The organism is Cupriavidus sp. 05T41 (assembly GCF_056396525.1).
In genome coordinates, this window is record NZ_JBFTLQ010000018.1 from 23,449 (window position 1) to 47,558 (window position 24,110).

The 24,110-nt window shown below is 68.2% G+C and carries 22 protein-coding genes; 13 read left to right on the top strand and 9 right to left on the bottom strand.

Annotated elements, in window-relative coordinates; genetic code table 11:
- From AC1DKV_RS13225 to AC1DKV_RS13250, 6 genes are all read right to left on the bottom strand, one after another.
- Positions 1-2,463, bottom strand: coding sequence for a xanthine dehydrogenase family protein molybdopterin-binding subunit (locus tag AC1DKV_RS13225; protein ID WP_441620513.1), 2,463 nt, complete (start codon positions 2,461-2,463; stop codon positions 1-3).
- A gap of 247 nt (positions 2,464-2,710) precedes the next feature.
- Positions 2,711-3,352, bottom strand: coding sequence for an isochorismatase family protein (locus tag AC1DKV_RS13230; protein ID WP_441620648.1), 642 nt, complete (start codon positions 3,350-3,352; stop codon positions 2,711-2,713).
- A gap of 14 nt (positions 3,353-3,366) precedes the next feature.
- The gene (locus tag AC1DKV_RS13235) at positions 3,367-4,413 is read right to left on the bottom strand and encodes a 2,5-dihydroxypyridine 5,6-dioxygenase NicX family protein (protein ID WP_441620515.1); all 1,047 of its coding nucleotides are present in this window, start codon (positions 4,411-4,413) and stop codon (positions 3,367-3,369) included.
- Positions 4,414-4,439: 26 nt separating this feature from the next.
- Positions 4,440-5,285 (bottom strand): alpha/beta fold hydrolase, encoded by an 846-nt coding sequence (locus tag AC1DKV_RS13240; RefSeq protein WP_441620517.1) that lies wholly within the window; start codon positions 5,283-5,285, stop codon positions 4,440-4,442.
- 23 nt (positions 5,286-5,308) lie between these two features.
- On the bottom strand, positions 5,309-6,061 hold the full coding sequence (locus AC1DKV_RS13245; protein WP_441620518.1) for a maleate cis-trans isomerase family protein: 753 nt from the start codon (positions 6,059-6,061) through the stop codon (positions 5,309-5,311).
- 38 nt (positions 6,062-6,099) lie between these two features.
- On the bottom strand, positions 6,100-7,062 hold the full coding sequence (locus tag AC1DKV_RS13250; protein ID WP_441643365.1) for an amidohydrolase family protein: 963 nt from the start codon (positions 7,060-7,062) through the stop codon (positions 6,100-6,102).
- Positions 7,063-7,340: 278 nt separating this feature from the next.
- Between AC1DKV_RS13250 and AC1DKV_RS13255 the strand changes: the two genes are divergently transcribed.
- The 10 genes from AC1DKV_RS13255 to AC1DKV_RS13300 all read left to right on the top strand — a co-directional run bounded on the left by AC1DKV_RS13255 (position 7,341) and on the right by AC1DKV_RS13300 (position 17,455).
- Positions 7,341-8,945, top strand: coding sequence for an MFS transporter (locus tag AC1DKV_RS13255; protein WP_441620522.1), 1,605 nt, complete (start codon positions 7,341-7,343; stop codon positions 8,943-8,945).
- 186 nt (positions 8,946-9,131) lie between these two features.
- A complete protein-coding gene (locus AC1DKV_RS13260) occupies positions 9,132-10,409 on the top strand; it encodes an ABC transporter substrate-binding protein (protein ID WP_441620524.1) in 1,278 nt (425 codons plus the stop codon).
- On the top strand, positions 10,406-11,173 hold the full coding sequence (locus tag AC1DKV_RS13265; protein WP_441620526.1) for an ABC transporter ATP-binding protein: 768 nt from the start codon (positions 10,406-10,408) through the stop codon (positions 11,171-11,173). Before AC1DKV_RS13260 ends, AC1DKV_RS13265 begins: the two co-directional genes overlap by 4 nt.
- Positions 11,170-11,901: an ABC transporter ATP-binding protein gene (locus AC1DKV_RS13270; RefSeq protein ID WP_441620528.1), complete on the top strand. Its 732-nt coding sequence runs from the start codon at positions 11,170-11,172 to the stop codon at positions 11,899-11,901. The genes AC1DKV_RS13265 and AC1DKV_RS13270 overlap by 4 nt, the downstream gene beginning before the upstream one ends.
- Before the next feature lie 77 nt (positions 11,902-11,978).
- Entirely contained in the window at positions 11,979-12,863 is an 885-nt protein-coding gene (locus tag AC1DKV_RS13275; protein ID WP_441620530.1) for a branched-chain amino acid ABC transporter permease, read from the top strand.
- Complete coding sequence (locus tag AC1DKV_RS13280; protein WP_441620532.1) at positions 12,863-13,921, top strand: branched-chain amino acid ABC transporter permease; 1,059 nt, start codon at positions 12,863-12,865, stop codon at positions 13,919-13,921. The genes AC1DKV_RS13275 and AC1DKV_RS13280 overlap by 1 nt, the downstream gene beginning before the upstream one ends.
- Before the next feature lie 85 nt (positions 13,922-14,006).
- A complete protein-coding gene (locus AC1DKV_RS13285) occupies positions 14,007-14,324 on the top strand; it encodes a non-heme iron oxygenase ferredoxin subunit (protein ID WP_441620534.1) in 318 nt (105 codons plus the stop codon).
- Positions 14,325-14,335: 11 nt separating this feature from the next.
- Positions 14,336-15,622 carry an NAD(P)/FAD-dependent oxidoreductase gene (locus AC1DKV_RS13290; RefSeq protein WP_441620536.1) on the top strand — a complete coding sequence of 429 codons (1,287 nt, stop codon included), beginning with the start codon at positions 14,336-14,338 and terminating at the stop codon, positions 15,620-15,622.
- Positions 15,623-15,635: 13 nt separating this feature from the next.
- Positions 15,636-16,925, top strand: coding sequence for an aromatic ring-hydroxylating dioxygenase subunit alpha (locus tag AC1DKV_RS13295; protein WP_441620538.1), 1,290 nt, complete (start codon positions 15,636-15,638; stop codon positions 16,923-16,925).
- Positions 16,926-16,930: 5 nt separating this feature from the next.
- Complete coding sequence (locus AC1DKV_RS13300; protein WP_441620540.1) at positions 16,931-17,455, top strand: aromatic-ring-hydroxylating dioxygenase subunit beta; 525 nt, start codon at positions 16,931-16,933, stop codon at positions 17,453-17,455.
- Between the two features lie 48 nt (positions 17,456-17,503).
- On the opposite strand, the gene AC1DKV_RS13305 is transcribed toward AC1DKV_RS13300, so the two are convergent.
- A complete protein-coding gene (locus AC1DKV_RS13305) occupies positions 17,504-18,034 on the bottom strand; it encodes a MarR family winged helix-turn-helix transcriptional regulator (RefSeq protein ID WP_441620542.1) in 531 nt (176 codons plus the stop codon).
- 87 nt (positions 18,035-18,121) lie between these two features.
- Positions 18,122-19,342, bottom strand: a complete 1,221-nt coding sequence (locus AC1DKV_RS13310; RefSeq protein ID WP_441620650.1) for an MFS transporter — start codon at positions 19,340-19,342, stop codon at positions 18,122-18,124.
- 338 nt (positions 19,343-19,680) lie between these two features.
- Between AC1DKV_RS13310 and AC1DKV_RS13315 the strand changes: the two genes are divergently transcribed.
- Positions 19,681-20,658: an aldo/keto reductase gene (locus tag AC1DKV_RS13315; protein ID WP_441620544.1), complete on the top strand. Its 978-nt coding sequence runs from the start codon at positions 19,681-19,683 to the stop codon at positions 20,656-20,658.
- Positions 20,659-20,688: 30 nt separating this feature from the next.
- Here AC1DKV_RS13315 and AC1DKV_RS13320 read toward each other — a convergent pair whose 3' ends face one another.
- Positions 20,689-22,038: an MFS transporter gene (locus AC1DKV_RS13320; protein WP_441620546.1), complete on the bottom strand. Its 1,350-nt coding sequence runs from the start codon at positions 22,036-22,038 to the stop codon at positions 20,689-20,691.
- A gap of 295 nt (positions 22,039-22,333) precedes the next feature.
- On the opposite strand from AC1DKV_RS13320, the gene AC1DKV_RS13325 reads away from it, so the two are divergent.
- On the top strand, positions 22,334-23,095 hold the full coding sequence (locus tag AC1DKV_RS13325; RefSeq protein ID WP_441620548.1) for a metallophosphoesterase: 762 nt from the start codon (positions 22,334-22,336) through the stop codon (positions 23,093-23,095).
- A 338-nt stretch (positions 23,096-23,433) separates the two neighbouring features.
- The gene (locus AC1DKV_RS13330) at positions 23,434-23,847 is read left to right on the top strand and encodes a MarR family transcriptional regulator (RefSeq protein ID WP_441620550.1); all 414 of its coding nucleotides are present in this window, start codon (positions 23,434-23,436) and stop codon (positions 23,845-23,847) included.
- Positions 23,848-24,110: the final 263 nt, after the last annotated feature.

Genomic DNA, 24,110 nt, shown 5'->3' on the forward strand with positions numbered 1-24,110 from the left:
TCAGGCCGCCTCCCTCGCCGGCACGGGTTGCGGAGATGGCGCGGTTCTGCGCGGCGCCTGCTGCTCCGCGCGCGCCAGCGCTTCGAGCACCTTGCGCGGCGTGAGCGGCGTTTCCAGCAGCTCCACGCCGAACTGGCCAAGGGCATCGTTGACCGCGTTGAAGATGGCGGCCGGCGGCGCGATGGCACCGCCCTCGCCCATGCCCTTGGCGCCGAACTCGGTGTGCGGCGACGGCGTCTCGAAATGATGGATGCGGATCGACGGGATCTCGGTGGGCCCGGGCAGCATGTAGTCGGCCAGCGTGGAGGCCAGCGGCTGGCCGTTGCCGTCGTAGCGCATCTCCTCGAACATCGCGGTGCCGATGCCCTGCGCCACGCCGCCGTAGGTCTGCCCTTCCACCACCATCGGGTTGACCATGGTGCCGCAGTCTTCCACCACCACGTAGTCCAGGATCTCCACGTGGCCGGAGTCGATGTCGACCTCGACCAGCGCGGCGTGCGTGGAGTAGGTGAAGCTGCCGGTATCCACCCCGGGCTTGTAGCCCATGGTGGTTTCCAGCCCGGCGGGGTCCACATCCGCGGGCAGCCGCTGGGGGTTGATGTACCAGGCATTGGCGATCTCGGCGATGGCCACGGCCGCATCGCCGGCCTTCACCGCCCCGCTGCCGAGCGCCGCCTCGTGCTCGGGCTGCTGCAGCATGTGCGCGCCGATCTTGAGCAGGCGCGGCACCAGCGCCTTGCAGGCGCGCGAGACCGCGCCGCCCGACATCACCAGCGAGCGCGAAGCGTAGGTGCCGGTGGAAAACGGCGTGATGCCGGTGTCGCCGTGCACCACCTTGACCCGCGCCACGTCGATGCCGAGGATCTCGTGCGCGATCTGGGCGAAGGTGGTCTCCATGCCCTGCCCGTGCGAATGCACGCCCACGCGCACTTCCAGGCCGCCATCGGGCGTGATACGCACGGTGGCGGAGTCAAAGCCCGGAATCACCGGCGTGCCCCAGGCGGCGAACACCGAGGTGCCGTGCGCCGATTGCTCGGTGTAGGTGCCGAAGCCCACGCCCAGGTAGCGCGCGCCGTCAGGGCCGGCACGCTGGCGCTCGCGCACGCGCGCCAGGCCGATCATTTCCGCGGCCTTGCGCACGCTGGCCGGGTAGTCGCCGCCGTCGAAGTGCTTGTTGGTGACGTTGACGTAGGGCATGGCCTCGGGCTGCACCAGGTTCTCGCAGCGGATCTCCCACGGCTCGCGCCCGACCTCGCGCGCCAGCGCATCCATCAGCAGCTCCATGGCAAAGCACACGCCGGTGCGCGCCACGCCGCGGTAGGGCACGAAGCCCGGCTTGTTGGTGGCGACGCACTCGGTGATGCAGCGGTAGCCGTCGAAGGCATAGGGCCCGGGCAGGTTGCCGATGGCCTGGCCGGGCTCGAGGCCGATGGTGAAGGGCCATACCGAGTAGGCACCGCCGTCGATGGCGATCTTCGCGTCCAGCGCCAGCAGGCGGCCGCGCGCATCGGCATAGGCGGTCACCTCGTAGTGGTGCTCGCGCGAGTTGGCGCCGGCGGTCAGGTGCTCGCGGCGGTCCTCGATAAAGCGGAAGGGCTTGCGGTAGGTCATGGCCAGCCAGGCGATGCACAGCTCTTCCTGCTGCAACACGCACTTGTAGCCGAAGGCGCCACCCACGTCGGGCGAGATCACGCGCACCTTTTCCTGCTCGAGCCCGAGGCAATGGCTCAGCACGGTGCGGATCATGTGCGGCACCTGGGTGGCGCTGTAGACGATGAGCTGGTCGAACTGGTGGTCCCAGTAGGCCAGCACGGCCTTGCCTTCCATCGGCACCATGCACTGGCGCGCCAGGTCGATCTTGCGGCTGACCACCACCGTGGCGGTGCGGCTCAGCGCGTCGAAGTTCTTGTCGGCGCTGAGGGTGAGGAAGTGGTTGTCCTTCCAGTGTTCGTGCACGCGCGCGGTGGCGCTGGCCTGGCGGGCGCCTTCCACGTCGGTCAGCGCCGGCAGTTCGTCCAGCTCGGCGACGATGGCCTCGGCGATGTCCTCGGCCTCGGCGCGCGTGGGCGCGAAGGCCATCGCCACCGGCTCGCCGACGAAGCGCACCTTGCCGGCCGCCAGCGGCGGCTGCGCGGAGGGCTGGTACGACGGGAAAGCAGAGTCCGCCACGATATCGCGCGCGCCCTGCATGTCTTCGCGCACGATCACGGATGCCTCCATGCCCTGCGGCTTGCGCACCGAGAGCAGGCGCGCATGCGCCATCGGGCTGCGCAGGAAGGCCACTTCCTGCAGGCCCGGCATGGCGATATCGGCCACGAAGCGGCCCTTGCCGTGCAGGTGGCGCGCATCTTCCTTGCGCGCCACGCGCGCGCCGACGCCTTGCCCGCCGCGGCCACCGTGATCGCCGTGATCGCTGTGATCACCGCCGCCGCCCTGGCTGGCGTGCGCTCCTTGCTTGTCCATGTCGTCTTTGTCCATACATTATTCAGTCCGGCATTGCCGCCTGGGTGGCCGCCGGGGCTGTTTGTGGGGTTCGTGGATCGCGACCAGGCCGGGAAACCGGAAGAAGCCTGATGCGGCCTCCAAAGGAGGCCTCCAAAGCAATTTCCGTACGCCCCGCAGCGCACATATTCAGTGCACTGAACTTATCGCCAGATTGGCGAAGCGTGCGGCACGCGTCAATCGGGACTTCAGCCGATCCCGCCGCCGCTCACAGCGCGGCCAGTGCGGCCAGCGCCTGTTCGCGCGGCATCACTGCCGCGTACTTCTGCTCCATATCGAACAGGTTGGCCTCGTGCGGCTGCAGGGCGCGGTCGCCCACGCAATCCGACACCACCAGCGGACGGAAGCCGTGCGACATGGCATCCACCACGCTGGCGCGCACGCAGCCGCTGGTCACCGCGCCGGCCACCAGCAAGGTGCGCACGCCGCGCTGCGTCAGCCACGCCGCCAGCCCGGTGCCGAAGAAGGCGGACGGCACGGTCTTGCGCACCACCAGCTCGCCCGCGCGCGGCGCGAGCTGCGGCACGATGGCGCTGGCCGGCGCATGCTCCTTGAGCGTGAGCATGCCGGGCACCTTGAGCGTGAAGATATTGTGGTCGCCGTCGTCGTCGGCAAAGACGATGCGGCTGTGCGCCACGGCCCAGCCCTGCGCGCGCGCCGCCGCCAGCAGCGGCACCGTATTGGCGATCGCCGCAGCGATGTTGCCGCCGCCGAACACGGCCGGATCGGCAAAGCCGTTGACGAAGTCGACGATCAGCAGGCCCACGGGCGCCTGCAACGGCAGTTGCGTGCCGAAGCCCTGGCGCGCGTAGGTGGGGAGTTCGCTGTGCGCGGTGGTGCTTGCAGTCATTACAGTCATTGCGGTCATTGCGATGTCCATCCGTCCAATACCTTGCCTTGCCTGACCACTTCCTCGCCGTCCAGGCGCACGGTGCAATGGCGCAGCGGGATATCGATATGGCAGGCGGTGGTGCGGCTGCCGCCGGCTTCGTTGTTGGGGCCGAGCGAGAACAGGAAATTGCCCTCGTAGGCGCGCGCGTCCATGCCGATGGAGGCCTCGCGGTCATACAGGCCGAGCGTGGACCAGCGTGCGCGCGGCTGCAGGCCCCAGCCGATATGCGCGATGGCATAGGCCTGCGGATCGTTGAACGAGGCCATGTAGTCGTTGAGCAGCTCGGCGTCCAGGCCACCCTCGATGCGCGTGGCGAAGCCGTTCTCCACGGTCAGCTCCACGCGGTCCGCCACATAGCCCTTCTGCGGCAGCAGGATGTCGCCGCGGTCGAGCACGATGCGGCCGCTGGCGCCGCCTTCGTCGGGCCAGGTCAGCACGAAGCCGCTGGGCCAGTGGTCCCAGCGCCCGGGCTCATCGACGAAACCATACTCGCTGATGACGGGGAACTCACCGAGCGGGCAGCGCAGATCGGTGCCGGCGGCGGAGGTCACATGCATCTCCCTCGCGCGCGACAGGCGCGCGTTGGCGCTGGCCACGCGCTCGCGGTCGGCCTCGGTGGGCACCATGCGCACCAGCACTTCGGGCGGCTCCACGGCCAGCAGTATCTTGGTGCCGGTCTTGAGGATGTCGTGCTGCTCGGGCGAGAACAGCAGCGTCATCAGGTCCAGCACCAGGTCGCTCTCCTTGAGCGCGGCGATGGCGGCGCGGTTGCCGGTGAGCGCCGTGGTGCCAAGGTAAGCCAGCGGATCGCGGCTCAGGGCCTTGTCGCCGTTGACCGGCGGCAGGTCGAGCCGGTTGACGATGGCGCCCATGGCCTGCGTGGCGACCAGCGCGCACGACAGCGTTTGCGGATGCGTGGCCGCGCTGGTGAGGATGGTGACGGTCTGCCCGGCTTCGAGGCGGGACAGCGTGAGGACCTGTTTCCAGGCCTGGATAAGGGCGTGATCGCTGACTGGCATGTTCGTTCTCTGCGGTTGGGGGCGGCTCAGGCTGCGGCAGCGCTTGGGGAGCCAAGCCCGGCGCCAAGGAAATCGCCGAGTGCGCCGTAGAAGCCTTCCTCGTCGTCCCACGGGATCATGTGGCCTGCGCCGGGCACATGGCTGGTCTGCAGCGCCGGCAGCAGCGCGCGCAGCTCCGCGATATCGCCCGGGCGGACCACGTCGCCGCGCCCCGCCGTCATCAGCAGCGTCGGGACCGCGATGCGCGGCACATCGGCGTGGATATCGTCGATATGGAAGCCCTGGAAGCTGGCGAGCACCGCGCGCTCGTCGCAGGTGTGCAGCCATTCGGCGCGCAGCGCGAGCTGCGCTTCGGTCCAGGTGGGGCAGAAGCGACGCATGGTGTGCGCATCCACGCCGTGGCGCGCCACCGCCATCGAATCCACGTACCAGGCCAGTTGCGCGGGATACTCGCGGCGGCCCGGGCCGGACACCGGCGGGTCCACCATCACCAGGCGCGCCAGCGCAGCCGGCCGGCTGCGCGCGGCGCGGATGCCGATGCGCGCGCCCATGGAGTGGCCCAGCACGCTGTAGCGCTGCAAACCGAGTGCTTCGGCAAAGGCCAGCAGGTCGGCCGCCTGCGCATCGAGGCTGTAGTCGAGCGTATCGCCCGCGGACGACAGGCCGCGGCCGCGCACGTCGAGGGCGTAGGTATCGAACTGTTCGCCCAGGCGCTCGCCGACAAAGCCCCAGGTGATGGCCGGGCTGGTGATGCCCGGCACCACGATCACCGGGTCGCGCCGTGCGCGCGCGCCGTCGCTGCCACCGTAGCGCAGGTAGTGCTGGCGGATGCCATTGGCTTGGACATTGCCGCCGCAGACAAGATTGGTCATCGCTTGGCTCCCTGTGCCCGCGCTCAATACGCGCCGGACAGCAGCGCGCCCGCGCCGGGCACCACCGGCTCCAGGTCGAGCGACCTGAGCATGGCGTAGGTGGTGGCAATGGCGGCGGTGATCACCGGCTTGCCGGTCATGGCTTCCACCCTGGCCACGGCCGGCAGCGACGGCATCTGCACGCAGGCGGACAGCACGATGGCATCCACGTCCTTCGTGTTCATCTGCGCGACGATGCCCGGCAGCTTCGCGGGATCATGGCGGCCCACTTCGAGGTTGTCGGGAATTTCCAGCGCGCGCCAGTCCACCACCTCGTAGCCTTCGTTGCGGATGTAGTCCACCACCAGTTCCGTGAGCGGCTTCATGTACGGCGCCACCAGCGCGATGCGCTTCGCGCCGATCACCTTGAGCGCATCGACCAGCGCGCCGGCGCTGGTGATCACCGGGGCATCGGCGCCGTTGGCCGCGGTATGGGCCTGCAGGCGCTTCTCCGAGACGCGGTGATAGCCGTGTCCCATCGCCATGATCGCCACCAGGCAGGCATAGCCCAGCACATCGACGCGCGCATCGCTGAGCTCGACCGCGCAGCGGTCGGACTCGGCATCCATCGCCGCCAGCTCCTCCTTGACCACCTTCTTCATGCGCATGCGGCTGGAGTGAAACGTGAACCGCTCGGGCCGCACCAGCTGGCGCGCGGTCAGCATGGCGGGGATCTCGGTTTCCATCGTGGTGTTGGAACTCGGCACGATCTGGCCGATCCGGAAAGTCTTTTGCACGGGGGCGCTCCGTTATGAAAAGGAAGGGAAGTCGGTGTTCAAAGCTTGAGCAGGCGCTCGGCGTTGCCGTGGCAGACCAGCCGGCGGGTCGCTTCGTCCATCGGTGCCTGCTCGATGAAATCGGCTGCGATGGCGGTGGATTCGTAGGGATAGTCGACCGAGAACAGCACGGCGTCGGCGCCCATCTCGCCGATGGCGCCGGCCAGCGCGGCCGGCGAGCACACGCCGGAAGTGGTGATGACGATATTGCTGCCGATGTATTCGGAAGGCGCGCGCGCCAGCCTGATGCCGTGCGAGTAGACGGCGAAGCGGCTGTCGAAGCGCCAGCGCTGGTACGGCAGACCCTCGCCCATGTGGCCGAGGATGATCTTCAGGCGCGGGAAGCGGTCGAACACGCCGCCGAACAGCAGGCGCAGCGCATGGCCCGCGGTTTCCACGCCCCAGCCCCAGGACGCACCGGCCATCTCGGGATGGCCCGAGTACACGTGCGGCGCCACGTAGGCATCGGTGGGGTGGAGGTACATGGGTACGTCGAGCGCCTGCATGCGTTCCCAGAAGGCGTCGTAGGCGGGGTCGTCGTAGTAGACCCCCTGCGTGTGGCCGTTGACCAGCGAGCCCTTGAAGCCGAGCTGCGTGACCGCGCGTTCCAGCTCTTGCGCGGCCTTGCGCGGATCGTGCATGGGCAGCGCGGCGAAGCCGGCGAAACGGGTGGGATGGCGCGCGATCTGCGCCGCCAGGAAATCGTTGCTCTCTTGCGCGCGGCGCACCGCGGCGGCGTGGTCGGCTTCGGCCTGCACGCCCGGGCCGGTCTGCGAAAGCACGGTGATATCGATGCCGGCGCGGTCCATCTCGCCGATGCGGATATCGTCGAAATCGGCCAGGCGCCTGGCAAGGTCGGCCATGACTGCGGCATCGATATGCTGGAGATAGCCCTTCGAATAGGCCTGGAAATCCGGCGTCATGAAGTGTTCTTCGAGGGCGATCTTGCGGATTCTCGTCATGCTGGGACGGCTCCTGAGGGTGGTGGGGGCGGGCATGCGCAAGGCCTGTGACATCGCAGCGAAGGCGTCTTTCACGGGCTTTCCGCTTAATTGATCAGTATGCTGAGTATTTTTAGCATAGCAACCGCGATATCGAATGTCCAGACCGTGACGGCGAGGGGTTAACCCTCATAACACTCACAAATTCTGATCAGTACACTGATCGAAATTAATCAGCATGCTGACAGTGTAGAGCAAAGCACGACAGCACGGCTGCGACGCCCCCGGAGAGTACGACCATGACAGCAAGCCTCACCAGCGACGGCACCGCCGCGCGCACGCAAGGCATGACCCGGGAGGAGCGCAAGGTGATCCTTGCGTCCTCCTTCGGGGCCTTGATGGAGTGGTACGACTTCTACATCTACGCCGCGCTCGCGGTCTATTTCGGCGCACTGTTCTTCCCGCCCGGCAACGAGACCGCTGCCTTCCTCGCCAGCCTGGCCACCTTCGGCGCGGGCTTCCTGGTGCGACCCGTGGGCGCCCTGCTGTTCGGCCGCCTGGGCGACCTGATCGGGCGCAAGTACACCTTCCTGGTCACCATCCTGCTGATGGGCATTGCCACGGTCGGCGTGGGCCTGCTGCCCACCTACGGGCACATCGGCATCACCGCCACCATCCTGCTGGTGTCCCTGCGGCTGCTGCAGGGCCTGGCACTGGGCGGCGAGGTGGGTGGCGCGGTCACCTACGTGGCGGAGCACTCGCCGATGGAAAAGCGCGGGCTCTACACCAGCTCGCTGCAGACCACGGCCACGCTCGGCCTGCTCTCTTCGCTGCTGGTGGTGTACCTGCTCAAGACCTTCCTGAGCGAGGCGCAGTTCCGCGAATGGGGGTGGCGCCTGCCCTTCCTGGTGTCCTTCGTCATGCTGGTGGTGTCGGTCTACATCCGCGGCAAGCTGCACGAATCGCCGATCTTCGCGCGCATGAAGGCCGGCAACAACACCTCGAAATCGCCCATCCTCGACAGCTTCACCAACTGGGCGAACCTGAAGTACGTGCTGTTGCTGTTCGTGGTGTCGGCCGGGCTTGGCGCCATCTTCGGCACCGGGCATTTCTACACCATGTTCTTCGTCAACAAGACGCTGCATGTGCCGCTGGAGCTGGTACACATGCTGATCGGCATCGCGCTGGTGGTCGCCACGCCCTGCTACCTGTTCTTCGGCTGGCTGTCGGACCGGATCGGCCGCAAGCACATCATGATGGCCGCCTGCCTGCTGGCCGCCCTGGGCACCCAGCCCATCTTCAAGGGACTGACGCACTATGCCAACCCGGCGCTGGAGCAGTTCCAGCAGCGCAACGCCGTGCAGCTGCGCGCCGGCGACTGCCATTTCCGCCTGTTCGCCGAGCCGGTGTCGGCCTGCGACAAGGTCAAGGGCTACCTGACCGATCTCGGCGTGGGCTACGAGTTCACGCAGGACGACGCTCGGCCGGCGCCCGAACTGCGGGTCGGAGGCCAGGTCCTGCAGGACTTCGACAGGGCCGCCATCAAGCAGGCCCTGGTGGCGGCCGGCTGGCCGGAGCGCGCCGACCCGGCCGCCATCAACCGGCCGATGTTGTTCCTGCTGCTGCTGATCCCCATCCTGTTCCTCGCCATGGTGTACGGGCCGCTGGCGGCCTTCATGGTGGAACTGTTCCCGGCCCGCATCCGCTACACCTCGTTGTCGCTGCCCTTCCACCTCGGCGCCGGCTGGGTGGGCGGCATGCTCTCCTTCGTGGTGACGGCGATGAATGTATCCAGCGGCAATGTCTACTTCGGCCTGTGGTATCCGGTCTCGATCGCGGCACTGGCTTTCGTGATCGGCATGCTGTTCGTGCCGGAAACCCGCGGGCGCGACCTGGATACCTGAAGCGCGGCCAAGGCCCGAAACCGATTCACGACCCGCGCCGCATGGCCCGGAATTTGCTCAGTACACTGCATTATTAATCAGCATGCTGATCGATGCACCAAGGCAAGGCCCGCAGCGCGGGCCGCGCAGGAAAACGGTGCGGGACAGCATGCCCACCTTCCCTTGAAACCTGTCTGGAGCGCCCCCATGAAGCCCATGAAGTCTCTGCATGCAGCATCCCGCCTCACCGTGATTCCCGCCCTGCTGCCGGCCCTGGTCGGGCTGTTGTGCAGCACCGCCGCGTGGGCCGACGCCAACGGCGTCAAGGTGGGTGTAATCACCGACATGTCCGGCTCCTACGCCGACCTCTCCGGCCGCGGCTCGGTGCTGGCCGCGCAGATGGCGGTGGACGAGTTCGGCGGCAAGGCACTTGGCAAGCCGGTCACGGTGTTGTCGGGCGACCACCAGAACAAGGCCGACATCGCCTCGTCGCTGGCGCGGCGCTGGTTCGACACCGACGGCGTGGACATGGTGATCGATTTCCCCAATTCCTCCACCGCGCTGGCGGTGCAGGAGATCGCCAAGCAGAAGCAGAAGATCAACATCGTCTCCACCGGCGGCGCCATGGCGCTGACCAACCAGAACTGCTCGCCCACCGGCTTCCACTGGGGCTGGGACACGTATTCGGTGTCGGCGCCGCTGGTCAAGCGCCTGATCGAGCAGGGCAAGGGCACCTGGTACTACATCACCGTGGACTACGCGCTGGGACAGTCGCTGGAGTCGGACTTCCGCAAGGAGGTGGACGCCAGCGGCGGCAAGAACGTGGGCAGCACCAAGCACCCGCTCAACGCCAGCGATTTCAGCAGCCCCATCGTGGCGGCTTCCGCCTCCAAGGCCAAGGTGGTGGTGCTGGCCAACGCCGGCAACGACATGATCAACGGCGTCAAGGCGGCCGGCGAATTCGGCCTGATCAAGGGCGGGCAGACCGTGATCACGCCGTCCACCTTCATCACCGACCTCAAGAGCCTCGGCCCCAGCGTGGCGCAGGGGCTGACCTACGTGGACCCGTTCAAGACCGACCTGGACGCCAGGTCGAAAGCCTTCGTCGAGCGCTTCTACGCCAAGCACAAGGCCTACCCCACGCACGGCCAGATCGGCGTCTACTCGGGCGTGCTGCACTACCTGAAGGCGGTCGAGGCAGCCAAGACCGTGGACGGCCCGGCGGTGGCGGAGAAGATGCGCGCGCTCGCCGTCAACGACGACTTCGTGCATGGCGGCAAGGTGCGCGCCGACGGCCGCATGGTGCACGACATGTACCTGGCGCAGGCCAAGTCGCCGGCCGAATCCAAGGGCCCGTGGGACCTGGTCAAGTACATCGGCACCATCCCGGGCGACTCGGCCTTCCGCCCGCTGTCCGCAAGCGAGTGCCCGCTGTTGAAGAAGGGCATGGAGGCACGCAACGACAAGAGCAAGGATCCTGCATGAGCCAGTCCGACGTGATCCTGGAAACGCGCGGGCTGACCAAGGAGTTCAAGGGCTTCACCGCGGTCAGCCAGGTGAACCTGCGCGTGCGGCGCGGCGCCATCCATGCCCTGATCGGGCCCAATGGCGCCGGCAAGACCACCTGCTTCAACCTGCTGACCAAGTTCCATGCGCCGTCCGCCGGCGCGATCCTGTTCAACGGCGCGGACATCACGCGCGAGCGGCCGGCGCAGGTTGCCCGCCAGGGCGTGATCCGCTCGTTCCAGATCTCCGCGGTGTTTGCGCAGCTCACGGTGATGGAGAACGTGCGCGTGGCCTTGCAGCGCAAGCTGGGCACGACCTACCACTTCTGGAAGAGCAAGCGCGCGCTGGACGAACTCAACGAGCGCGCGCTGGCCCTGCTGCGCGCGGTCGGCCTGGAGAGCTTCGCCGCCCTGCCCACCGCCGAGCTGGCCTACGGCCGCAAGCGCGCGCTGGAGATCGCCACCACCCTGGCCATGGACCCCGAACTCATGCTCCTCGACGAGCCCACCCAGGGCATGGGCCACGAAGACGTGGAAACCGTGACCGCCCTGATCAAGCAGGTGTCCGCCGGACGCACGGTGCTGATGGTCGAGCACAATATGAACGTGGTGTCCTCCATCGCGGACCGCATCACGGTGCTCCAGCGTGGCGCCATCCTGGCCGAAGGCTCGTACGACGAAATGACGCGCAACCCGCAGGTGATGGAGGCCTACATGGGCACGACGGCGGAGACGGTGCAATGAGCCGCCCCACCCCCGCCCTCGACATCAAGGACCTGCACGCCTGGTACGGTGAATCGCACATCCTGCACGGCGTGGACCTCACCGTCCAGCCGGGCGAGGTGGTCACCGTGCTGGGGCGCAACGGCGCCGGGCGCACCACCACCATGCGCGCCATCATGGGACTGGTCGGCGCGCGCAAAGGCTCGGTGCGCGTCAACGGCACCGAGACCATCGGCATGAAGACGCACCGTATCGCGCCGCTGGGCCTTGGCTACTGCCCGGAGGAGCGCGCCATCTTCTCCAGCCTGTCTTGCGAGGAGAACCTGCTGCTGCCGCCCGTTTTCAAGGAGACCGGCGCGGCCGGCGGCCGCGAGCCGATGCCGCTGGACGAGATCTACGCCATGTTCCCCAACCTGTGGGAGCGCCGCAAGAGCCAGGGCACGCGCATGTCCGGCGGCGAGCAGCAGATGCTGGCGGTGGCCCGCATCCTGCGCACGCGCGCCAGCGTGCTGCTGCTCGACGAGATCTCGGAAGGCCTTGCGCCGGTCATCGTGCAGACGCTGGCGCGGATGATCACCACGCTCAGGAAGCGCGGCTACACCATCGTGATGGTGGAGCAGAACTTCCGCTTCGCGGCGCCGCTCGCGGACCGCTTCTACGTGATGGAGCACGGGCGCATGGTGGAGTCCTTCGATGCCGCGGCGCTCGAACGCAAGATGCCCACGCTCAACGCCCTGCTCGGCGTGTAAGGCGGCCCGCTTCAACGGCGGCGGCGCCCGCGCGCCGCCTCGCCCTCCCCGATACAAGCTCCCCAGGAAGACCCCTTATGGAATTACTTGGCATTCCCATGCCCGCGCTGCTGAGCCAGTTGCTGCTCGGCCTCGTCAACGGCTCGTTCTACGCCATCCTCAGCCTGGGCCTGGCCGTGATCTTCGGCCTGCTCAACGTCATCAACTTCGCCCACGGCGCCCTGTTCATGCTGGGCGCGATGCTGGCCTGGGCCGGGCTGCAATACCTCGGGCTGAACTACTGGCTGATGCTGCTGCTCGCCCCGCTCGTCACCGGCGCGCTCGGCGTGGCGCTGGAACGCACCATGCTGCGCCGGCTCTATCGCTTCGACCACCTCTACGGCCTGCTGCTCACGCTGGGCATCGCGCTGCTGATCGAGGGACTGGTGCGCTCCGGCTACGGCGTGTCCGGCCTGTCGTACGCCACGCCGGACGCGCTCGGCGGCGCCAGCGACCTCGGCTTCATGGTGTTGCCCAACTACCGCGCCTGGGTGGTGCTGGCCTCGCTGGCGGTGTGCTTCGCCACCTGGTTCGTGATCGAGAAGACACGCCTGGGCGCCTACCTGCGCGCCGGCACCGAAAACCCGCGCATGGTGGAGGCATTCGGCATCAACGTGCCCTTGCTGGTGACGCTGACCTACGCCTTCGGCGTGGGGCTGGCCGCCTTTGCCGGCGTGCTGGCGGCACCGGTGATGCAGGTGTCGCCGCTGATGGGGCAGAACCTGATCATCACGGTCTTTGCCGTCGTGGTGATCGGCGGCATGGGCTCGATCCTCGGCTCGATCTTCACCGGCCTGGGCCTGGGCGTGCTCGAAGGGCTGGCCAAGGTGTTCTATCCGGAGGCTTCGGCCACCGTCGTCTTCGTCGCCATGGTGTGCGTGCTGATGGTGCGCCCCGCCGGCCTGTTCGGAAAGGAAAAATGATGAGCAACGATTCACGCGCAAGACTGGTCCTGGCCGCGCTGCTGGCGGCCGTGGCGCTGGCGCCCTTCCTCGGCGCCTACCCCGTACTGGCGATGAAGCTGATGTGCTTCGCGCTGTTTGCCTGCGCCTTCAACCTGCTGCTGGGCTTCACCGGCCTGCTGTCGTTCGGCCACGCCGCCTTCTTCGGCGGCGCGGCTTATGCCTGCGGCTACCTCATGAAATCGCTGCAGGTCACGCCGGAGCTGGGCCTGCTGGCCGGCACCGCGTTCGGCGCGCTGCTCGGCCTGGCCTTCGGCGCGCTGGCGATCCGGCGCCAGGGCATCTACTTCGCCATGATCACGCTGGCGCTGGCGCAGATGTTCTACTTCTTCTGCCTGCAGGCGCCGGTCACCGGCGGCGAGGACGGCCTGCAAGGCGTGCCACGCGGCCGCCTGTTCGGCCTGCTGCCGCTCGACAACGACCTTTCCATGTACTACGTGGCGGCGGCCGTCACGGTAGCCGCGCTGGCCCTGATCGCGCGCGTGGTCAACTCGCCGTTCGGGCAGGTGCTGCGCGCCATCAAGGAAAACGAGCCGCGCGCCATCTCGCTTGGCTACGACACCGACCGCGTCAAGCTGCTGGCCTTCGTGCTGTCGTCGGCGCTGGCCGGACTGGCCGGCGCGCTCAAGACGCTGGTGCTCGGCTTTGCCACCCTGACCGATGTGCACTGGGCCATGTCGGGCTCGGTCATCCTGATGACGCTGGTCGGCGGCATGGGCACTTTGTCCGGGCCGGTGCTTGGCGCGCTGGTGATCGTCGCGGTGGAGAACAAGCTGGGCGACTTCGGCAGCGGCCTGGCCGCGCTGACAGGCGTGGACTGGTTCAACACGCTCGGCGAATCGGTCAGCATGGTCACCGGGCTGATCTTCGTGGTGTGCGTGCTGACCTTCCGGCGCGGCGTGATGGGCGAAGTGCAGGCCTTGTTCGCACGGCGCGCGGCTGCCGCGCGGCCGCGCGCGCCAGGCGGCAACACGCCGTTCCATGCCGCTTCCGCCTCCGCCGGCACGCCCGAGGGCTAGCCAAGGGTTTACGCTGATTCAGTTGCCAATTTAAATCAGTACACTGAATATAAATACTCAGTGTACTGAACAAAGGAGATGCATCATGGCTTGGACCAAGATTGCCACCACCGGCCAGCTTCAGGACGACGAAGTGATGCCGCTCACGCTCGGCGACGCCCAGTTGGCCCTCTACCGCAGCGAAGGCGAGTTCTTCGTCACCGACAACGTCTGCACCCACCAGTACGCCCTGCTGTCCGACGGCTACCTGGAAGACGGCTGCATCGAATGCCCGCTGCACCAGGCCCGCTTCGATATCCGCACCGGCCAGGCCATGTGCGCGCCCGCCACGCAGCCGATCCGCGTCTACCCGGTCAGGATCGAAGGCGCCGACGTGATGGTCGATGTCCTGGTGGCAGCCTGAGGCCCGCGGCCATGTCACACGACGCCCCCATCCTCATCATCGGCGCCGGCCAGGCTGGCGCCACCGCGGCTGCCGCGCTGCGCGCGCTGGGCCATGCCGGCGGCATCGTCATGGCCGGCGGCGAGGCGCACGCACCCTATGAGCGGCCGCCGCTGTCGAAAGCCGTGCTGGCGGACGAGGAGCAGGACGCCCGCATCGGCGTGCATGCCGCGGGCTTCTACGCCGAGCAGGGCATCGACCTGCGCCTGGGCACCACGATTGCCGCGCTCGATCCCGCCACCGGCACCGCCCACCTCGCCGACGGCGGATCGATCCGCTTCAGCCGCTGCCTGCTGGCCACCGGCGGGCGCGCCCGCACCCTGCCCGCCCTGCCCGAAGGCACGCCGCGCGTGCACTACCTGCGCTCGCTCGGCGATGCGCGCGGCCTGCGCACGGCCATGCGTGCCGCGGCCCATGCCGGCGGCCGCCTGCTGGTGATCGGCGGCGGCTTCCTGGGGCTGGAGACGGCCTCCACCGCGCGCGCCCTGGGCCTGCAGGTCACGGTGATCGAAGCCGCTGCGCTGCTGCTGCAGCGCGCGGTGCCGGCAGTGTTCTCTGCCTGGCTGGCGGAGCGCGCCCGCGCCTTGGGCATCGACCTGCGCCTCGGCAGCGCGATCGCCTCGGTGCAGACCGGCGCGCAGCAGGTCAGCGTGGCGCTGGCGGACGGCAGCGCCCTGCAGGCACCGCTGGCGGTGGTGGCCATCGGCCTGCAGCCCGAAGTTGCCCTGGCGCAGGCCGCCGGCCTGGCGCTCCACGCCACCAACGGCGGCATCCGGGTCGACGCCCGGTGCCGCACCAGCGCGCATGGCGTGTTCGCCGCCGGCGACTGCGCCAGCCAGTACCAGCCGCTGTTCGGCCAGGAGATGCGGCTGGAGTCGTGGCAGAACGCCAACGAGCAGGCCCGCATCGCGGCGGCGGCCATGCTCGGCGTGGACACCGCGCCGCCCGCCGTGCCCTGGTTCTGGACCGACCAGCTCGGCTGCAATATCCAGATGCTGGGCGCCTTCGCACCGGACCTGCACTACACCCTGCGCGGCAGCACCTCGGCGGAGCACGACAAATTCTTGCTGCTTGGCATGGATGGCGCGCGACTGCGCCATGCCATCGCCGTCAACGCGGGCGGCGACCTGAGGCAATTGCGCAGCCTGATCGATACGCGCGCCGCCTGCGATATCGCGCGGCTCTGCGACACCACCCTGCCCCTGAAGCAGGCGGTGCGCGAAGCCACCGCCGCGCCTGCGTGCCAAACCCCATCCTGAACGAGGAACAGACATGTACCAGACCCATGCGGTCATCAACCGCACGCCGCGCGCCAAGGATGCCGAACTGGCCGCCTGCCGATGGCCCGACGACGCCCTGCACTTCATCCCGGACTGGGTGTACACCAGCAACGCCGTGTACGACCGCGAACTGGAGAAGATCTTCCGCGGCCGTTCGTGGAACTTCGTCGCCCTGGAAGCCGAGATCCCCGCCGCGGGCGACTTCAAGCGCTCCTACGTGGGGCCAACGCCGGTGGTGGTGGCGCGCGCCGAGGATGGCTCGATCAATGTCTTCGAGAACCGCTGCGCCCACCGCGGCGCGGAATTCTGCCGCCATGGCCAGGGCAACGCCAAGGAATTCGTCTGCCCGTACCACCAGTGGTCCTACGATCTCAAGGGCAACCTGCAGGGCGTGCCGTTCAAGCGCGGCGTGAACCGCGCCGGCGGCATGCCCAAGGATTTCCGCAACGAGGACCACGGCCTGGTCAAGCTCAACGTGACCACGCGCAACGGCGTGATCTTCGCCTCGTACGCCAGCGACATGGAGAGCATCGAGGAATACCTCACGCCGGAGATCCGCAAGGACTTCGACGTGGTCTTCAACGGCAAGCCGCTCAAGATACTCGGGTATTACAAGAACGAGCTGCCGTGCAACTGGAAGATGTACCACGAGAACCTGAAGGACCCGTACCACGCCACGTTGCTGCACTCCTTCCTGGTGGTGTTCGGCCTGCTGGTGGCCGGCAACGAGTCGGCCATGATCGCGGATCCGGTGCACGGCCGCCACGGCACCATGGCCTCGGCCAAGAAGGAAGACAAGTACGCCGCGGTGAGCGAGGAGAACAAGAAGGAAATGCGCTCCTTCCACGAAGGCATGCGCCTGCAGGACGACCGCTTCCTGGAGTACGTGAAGGAGTTCGATTCGCCGTGGTCGGTGACGATGCAGACCATCTGGCCCAACCTGGTCGTGCAACGCGAGATGAACACGCTGGGCGTGCGCCAGATCGTGCCCAACGGCCCGGACAGCATGCTGATGCTGTGGACCATGTTCGGCTATGAGGACGACACCGAGGAAATGACCCGCCACCGCCTGCGCCAGGGCAACCTGATGGGCCCGGCCGGCTTCCTGGGGCTGGAGGACAACGAGGCGATGAAGTTCGTGCAGGAAGGCGTGCGCCGCTCCAGCAGCGACGTCAACGTGCTCAAGCTGGACCCGGGCCACGTGGGCACCGCCAACTCGCTGATCTCGGAATCCGCGATCCGCGCCATGTACCAGTACTACCGCAGCGTGATGGGATTCTGAGCACCATGACACCGACGACGCATACGCTCTACCGCCCCCGCACGCTGCCCGCCGCGCGCGCCCTGCCCCTGCGCATGGAGGTCGAAGCCTTCCACGCCGAATACTGCGCCGTGCTCGACGCCGGCCTGGTGGAGTCGTGGCCGGACTTCTTCACCGAGGACTGCATCTACCGCGTCACCTCGAGGGAGAACGCGGAACTCGACATGCCGGTCGGCCTGGTCTACGCCGAAGGCCGGCGCATGATGCACGACCGCGCAGTGGCCATCTCCCGCACCCAGATGTTCGCCCCGCGCTATATGCTGCACCTGGTCACCAATACACGCGTCACCGACGAAAGCGCCGATGGCTCGATCCACGCCCAGGCCAGCTTCCTGTTGCTGCAGACGCTGGTCGAAGGCGCCACCACCATCCACATGGCGGGCAGCTACCACGACCGCTTCGCCCGCGCCGGCGACGGGCTGCTGCTGGCCGAACGCCAGGTCATCTACGACACCACCATCATCGCCAACGACCTGGTGTACCCGGTCTAGACCACCCTGCCCGGGCCGGCAACGAAGCCGCGGCCGCCGGGCCGCGCATCACAAGATGCGCAGCACCGTGCGGCTGTAGTCGTTGTTGGCTTCCACCAGCGTGGACAGCAACTCCATGAACACCTTGCGCTGCGCCGGGCGCAGCGGCGCCAGCATGCGCTCCTGCGCGCGCTCCATGTCCGCGCGCAGCGACGCCACCACGGCCTGCCCTTCCTTGGTCAGGTGCACGTGGCGGGTACGCCGGTCGGCCGGATTGTCCTTGCGCTCGAGCAGGCCGCGCTCTTCCAGCCGGCGCACGACATCGGCGGTGGTGGTGCGGTCGAACCCCACTTCCTGGCCGAGCGCGGTCTGGTCCAGTCCGGGCAGCACGGACAATACCGTCAGGATGGCGTACTGCACCGGCGTGATGCTCGCCGACTTGCACTCCTCGAAAAACATCGCCACATGGATCTGGTGCAGGCGGCGCACCAGGAAGCCAGGGCGTGCCCACAGGAGCTCCTTGGCCGGATCGGCGTCGGGTGAGGCCGGTGCCTCGGCCTGGGCTGCCGGGCGCGGCGCTTGGCGTTTCGTTGCAGACATTCCACTCACCAAATTGTTAGCATGCTGACAAGTATAGACCAGGGATGCGGCGGACAAGGCATTGCACGCGCGCCGCGCCCCGGCCCTTCACGCCAGCACCGCGCCCTTGCGCTCGGGAATCAGGAACAGCGTGGCGACGATATCCAGCACATAGATCGAAGCCAGCACGGCGATTGCGGTATCGAACGAATAGCTGGCCGCCAGCGCTCCCACCGCCAGCGGGCCGAAGCCGCCCACGCCACGCCCGATATTGAACAGCACGTTCTGGGCGGTCGCCCGCGCCTGTGTCGGGTAAAGCTCGGAGATCAGCGCCCCGTAGCCGCCGATCATGCCGTTGACGAACAGCCCCATCACCGCCCCGCCAAACAGCAGCGCGTACGGCGAGACCAGTTGCGAGTAGACCAGCACCATGACCACCGACCCGGCCTGGTAGATCAGGAAGGTAGGCCGGCGGCCGATGCGGTCGGCAAGCTGGCCGAAGACCCAGATGCCGATCGCCATGCCGACGATGGTCACCGACGTCCACAGCGCCGACTTGGTCAGCGAGTAGTTGAACTGCCTGGAGAGGTAGGTCGGCATCCAGATCATCAGCCCGTAGTAGCCGAAGTTCTGCACCGAGCACAGGATCACCACGCCGAGGCTGGCGCGCGCCGTGGCGGCATCGGCCACCAGCATCTTGAGGGGGTTGCCTTTGCGCGGCGCCTTGCTGCCCTGCACGAAGACCTCGGGCTCGCCGATAAAGCGCCGCACCACGAAGGATGCCAGCGCCGGCAGCACGCCCACGGCAAACATGCCGCGCCAGCCGATATGCGGCAGCAGCACCGGGGTGAGCAGCGCCGCGGCCAGCACGCCCGCCTGCCACCCCAGCCCGACATAGGAAGAGACACGCGCCCGCTGGCCAGGCCGGCAGGCTTCGGTGGCCAGCGCCATGCCGATGCCGAACTCGCCGCCCAGGCCGAAGCCGGCGATGGTGCGGTAGGCCAGCAGGTCCCAGTAGCCCTGGGCCAGCGCGCACAGGCCGGTGAAGGCGGCGAACAGCAGGATGGTCCAGGTCAGCACCTTCACCCGCCCCACATAGTCGCTCAGGATGCCGAAGAAGATGCCGCCGGCGACCGCGCCCACCAGGGTCCAGGTCACCAGCGAGCCCGCCTGGGTGCTGGTCAGCCCCAGCCCGGCGGAGACCGCGCTGAGGATGAAGCCGAGGATCAGCAGGTCGAAGCCATCCAGCGCGTAGCCGACCGCCGAGGCGATGACCGCCTTGCGTGCATAGGCATCCTGTTCCCGCTCGCTGCGCGCGGCGTGCGCCATGTCCGCGGTGTGCGCGGCGCCCGCGCCCATGCCGGCCGTCCCGGCGCCAGCGTTGCCCTGAGTCATGTTCCCCATCCCTGTGTCCCGTCTTCCGTGCATCCGTTGTTCCGCCGGGCGGAAAAATGTGGCGAGATTCTACTCTCGCGGCATGCGCCCGGATGCACGACGCCATGGAACGCCGCAACGGCGCGAGGAAAAAGCGCCGGGGGACGCCATCGCCCGGGCGCCGTGCGGCCGCCTGCAGGCATGCGGGGATTCGCATACCATCCGGGGGTGCGTCGGCGGCCGCGCGGGCTGGCCGGCATCCATGGCATCGATCAACGGCAAGGAGTGGCAAGATGGACTACGTGCGGTTTGGCTCGACAGGACTGAAGGTATCGCGGCTTTGCCTGGGTTGCATGACCTATGGCGTGCCCGAGCGCGGCAAACATCCGTGGACGCTGGGCGAGGAAGCCAGCCGCCCGCTGATCCGCCAGGCGCTGGAAGCCGGCATCAACTTCTTCGACACCGCCAATGTCTACTCGGACGGCACCTCGGAAGAGATCGTGGGCCGCGCGCTCAAGGACTTCGCCCATCGCGACGACGTGGTGATCGCCACCAAGGTGCAAGGGCGCATGCGCGCCGGCCCCAACGGCGCCGGCCTGTCGCGCCGCGCCATCCTGGCCGAGATCGACAACAGCCTGCGCCGGCTTGGCACCGACTACGTCGACCTCTACCAGATCCACCGCTGGGACCCGAACACGCCGATCGAGGAAACGCTGGAAGCGCTGCACGACGTGGTCAAGGCCGGCAAGGTCCGCTATATCGGCGCGTCATCGATGTTCGCCTGGCGGTTCTCGCGCGCCATCTACACTTCGCGCCTGCACGGCTGGACGCAGTTCGTCAGCATGCAGAACCATGTCAACCTGCTCAACCGGGAAGAAGAACGCGAGATGCTGCCGCTGTGCGCGGCCGAGGGGATCGCGGTGATGCCGTGGAGCCCGCTGGCGCGCGGCCGCCTGACGCGCCCCTGGCAGGCCGGCAGCGCGCGCGAAGCGAGCGACGAATTCGGCAATACGCTCTACCACGGCGCCGAGGACTCGGACCGTGCCGTGGTGGAGCAGGTGCATGCCATCGCGCAGGCGCGCGGCGTGCCCGCCGCCCAGGTGGCGCTGGCGTGGGTGCTGCAGAAACCGGGCATCACCTCGCCCATCGTCGGCGCATCCAGGCCGCACCATCTGGAAGATGCGGTGGCCGCATTGTCGCTCGGCCTCACCGCCGACGAGATCAAGGCGCTCGAAGCGCCCTACGTGCCGCACGCACCCGTCGGGTTCTGAGCAGACTGCGGCGGCCGGCCCGCGGGCCGGCTACGCCTTCGCCGTGCCGGGATCGCGCGTGATCAGCCGCAGGCCGCTGGCAATGCTCGCTACGCCAGCGAAGCCCGCGCCCAGCCCCAGCGCCAGCGTGGGGCCGTGGCGCCCGGCAATGCCGAAGCTCAGCGCCACCAGCGCCGCGCCGGTGGCCTGGCCCAGCAGGCGCGCGGTGGCGATCACGCCGCTGGCGCCGCCAGCGCGCTCGCGCGGCGCGCTCGACATCAGCGCCTTGAGGTTGGGCGACTGGAAGAAGCCGAAGCCCGCGCCGCAGATCGCCATGCGGATGCCGATATCGAGCGCGCTCGGATGCGCCGGCATCAAGGCCAGCGACGCCATGCCCGCGCTCATCACCGCCAGCCCCACGCCGCCGAGCAGACCCGGCGGATAGCGGTCCGACAAGCGCCCGGCAAGCGGCGCCATCAGCGCCACCACGGCGGACCACGGCGTCATCAGGAATCCGGTTTCGATCGGGCTGCGGCCCAGCACGCTCTCGAAGAAGAACGGCAGCGAGACAAAGGCCAGCCCCTGCGCCGCGAACGAGCAGATCGCCGTCATGGTCGACAGCGCGAACATCGGCCGCTTCATCAGGTCCACCGGCAGCATCGGCGCGGGGTGGCCGCGCTCGCGGCGCAACAGCAGCACGAAGGCCACGGCGAACACCGCCACCGCCGCCAGCGACTGGCCCACGGGCGCGCGCTGCGCCCCCTCGCCCAGCGCGAAGATCAGCGCCGCGAAGGTGACCACGTTGAGCCCCGCCGCCACGCGGTCGAAGCGGTGCTTGCCGCGCGCGGTGTGCGGCAGCGACGGCCACGCGATGAACAGCGCCAGCAGGCCGATCGGCAGGTTCACCGCGAACAGCCACGGCCACGGCCCCAGCGACAGGATGATCGACGCCACCGTGGGTCCCACCGCGAACGACACCCCCACCACCAGCGCGTTCAGCCCCACCCCGCGCCCGAGGCGGTGCGGCGGGAAGATCGCGCTGATCAGCGCCGCGTTCACGCTCATGATGGCGCTCGCGCCCACGCCCTGCAGCAGGCGCGCCGCCGCCAGCGTGGGCAGCGACCACGCCAGCGCGCATACCACCGAGGCGCCGATGAACAGGACCAGCCCGCCCAGGTAGACGCGCCGGTGCCCGACGATGCCGCCCAGCGCCGCGAACGGCAGCAGCGTCGCCACCATCGCGAGCTGGTAGGCGTTGATGATCCAGACCGAGGCCGCCGGCGTGGCGTGCAGGTCGGCCGCGATGGCCGGCAGCGCCGTGTTGGCGATCGCCGTATCCAGCGTGGCGAGCGACACCGCCAGCAGGATGGCGGCCATGCCGCGGCGCTCAATCGATGTCATGCGCGCGTCCGCTGCGCGCGCTGCGAGGTTGGAATCCGCTAAATTCGACACTGTCTCTGCCCGTGACCGCTTCGGACGCGGCGCGCGCGCATCGCGCGCCATCCGCCCACCATGTCTGATACATGGACCGCGGTTCAGCGCTGGACCGGCCAAAGGCCGCGGCAAGCCGACACGATAAGGGAAAACGCGAATATCTGCTGAAGGCGCGCTCGCCCTGCCCCGTCGCACCTAGCGCCGGAACGGCATAATGCGTCCCAGCGAGACACCCAAGAAAAACGCCACCAAGGAGACCCCAGTGAAGATTGGCCTGGTATCGGACCTGCACCTATCCGTCCATCCGATGGACTACCCCACCCCGGATGTCGATGTGATGGTGCTGGCCGGTGATATCTGGCGCCCCAGGGAAGCCATGGCCTGGGCCGCCGCCGCCCCCGTGCCCACGCTGTACGTGGCCGGCAACCACGAGTTCTACGGCGGCGACCTCGCCACCACCATGGACGCCCTGCGCGCAGGCGCGGCCGGCACGCGCGTGCGGGTGCTGGAGCGCTCGGAGTGGCATCACGGCGGCGTGCGCTTCCTCGGCTGCACCCTGTGGTCCGACTACAGCCTGTTCGCGTCCGCACAGCAGCGCGAGGAAGGGCTGCGCGACGCCCAGACGCTGATGCGGGACTTTTCGCGCATCCGTATCGCGCCGGATTTCGAGGACCGCTTCACGCCGGCGGTTTCCCAGGCCCTGTTCCGCGAATCGGTGGCCTGGCTGCGCGAGCGTTTCGCGGCCGGCCACGATGGCAAGACCGTGGTCATCACGCACTTCGCGCCATCCCCGCAGAGCATCAGCCCGCAGTTCGCCGGTTCCGCGCTCAACGCCTGCTTTGTCTCCGACCTGAGCCGCGAGATCGAGGCATGGCAGCCCGCGCTGTGGGTGCATGGCCATACCCATGACAGCTTCGACTATCGGGTGGGCGCCACCCGCGTGGTGTGCAACCCGCGCGGCTATGCGCGCGAGGGCAAGCTGGAGAATCCGAAGTTCGATCCCGGCCTGGTGCTCGAAATCTGAGCGCCCGCGTGATCGAAGGCACATCCGCGCCGCGGCGCGGTGAAGCCCGCAGGCACAAGCCCGGGCTTGGGATTTTCCCTTGGTTTAGTGCGCCAAGCGCAGTGTCGTGCCTTTTTTGGCCCGTCACGCGGGCACTCGATTGCGCCATTGTCATCATTGTCTGCTAATGTCGCATCCGCAGGAAACGCGGGGGGAGGAGGAGCGCCGCGTTCCCGCGCCGCCCGGGCCGGCCAAGCACCGGCGCTGGTCTGCGGCAATGCCCAAAGACAGGAGACAAATCAATGCGGCCTAAGGCTCTAGAACCGACTGAGTCCGTGCTTCTTGCCTTGATGGAGAGCGTGCGTGAGTGGCAGGGTGCGCTCGACCAGACCCTTTCCGAAGTCGGTCTCGATTATCCAGGATGGATCCTGCTGCGCGCGATACGCCAGGAAGAATTCGTGCGCCATGCGCCCTATTTCGGGCTGATGCTGATTTCCGTCACGCAATCCGAACCCATGCTCGGCGCGCTGCAGGCCGATGGCTGGATTGCCTTCGACCCGGCCGGCCAGCCCTTCGTCCCGGCCACCGCCCTGCCCCGCGTAGACCGCGTCTACAGCGCACTGAAAGCGCTGCATTCGGTCTCGGTGGCGCCGTTCAGCAGCGAAGAGCGCACCGCGCTCACGGCCTCGCTGCTGCGCATGAAAGCCACCTTGCACGACCATAGCGTGCGCCGCGGCCGGCAAGCCGAGCGCCAGGTCGAATCGCAGCACTGACGATCGGCCGGGTGTCCGGGCAGGCACATCGCCCGCCCGAATCCGCGCACGCCATCGCGCAGGATTTACACAAGCACCCGCCAATGCTTCCAATCTCCCCCGCCGGTACAGGCACTCGCGCGCCTTGCGCGCGCGCCCGCAGCCCGCGCCTGTGGCCTGCCCCGCACCCACGCGGCGGCGGTACGTTTCTTGCGCCTCTTCTGGAGTTCCCGTGCGGCGCGCGTCGTTTGCGCGCCCATGGCCAACCCGACACTAGGAGACAA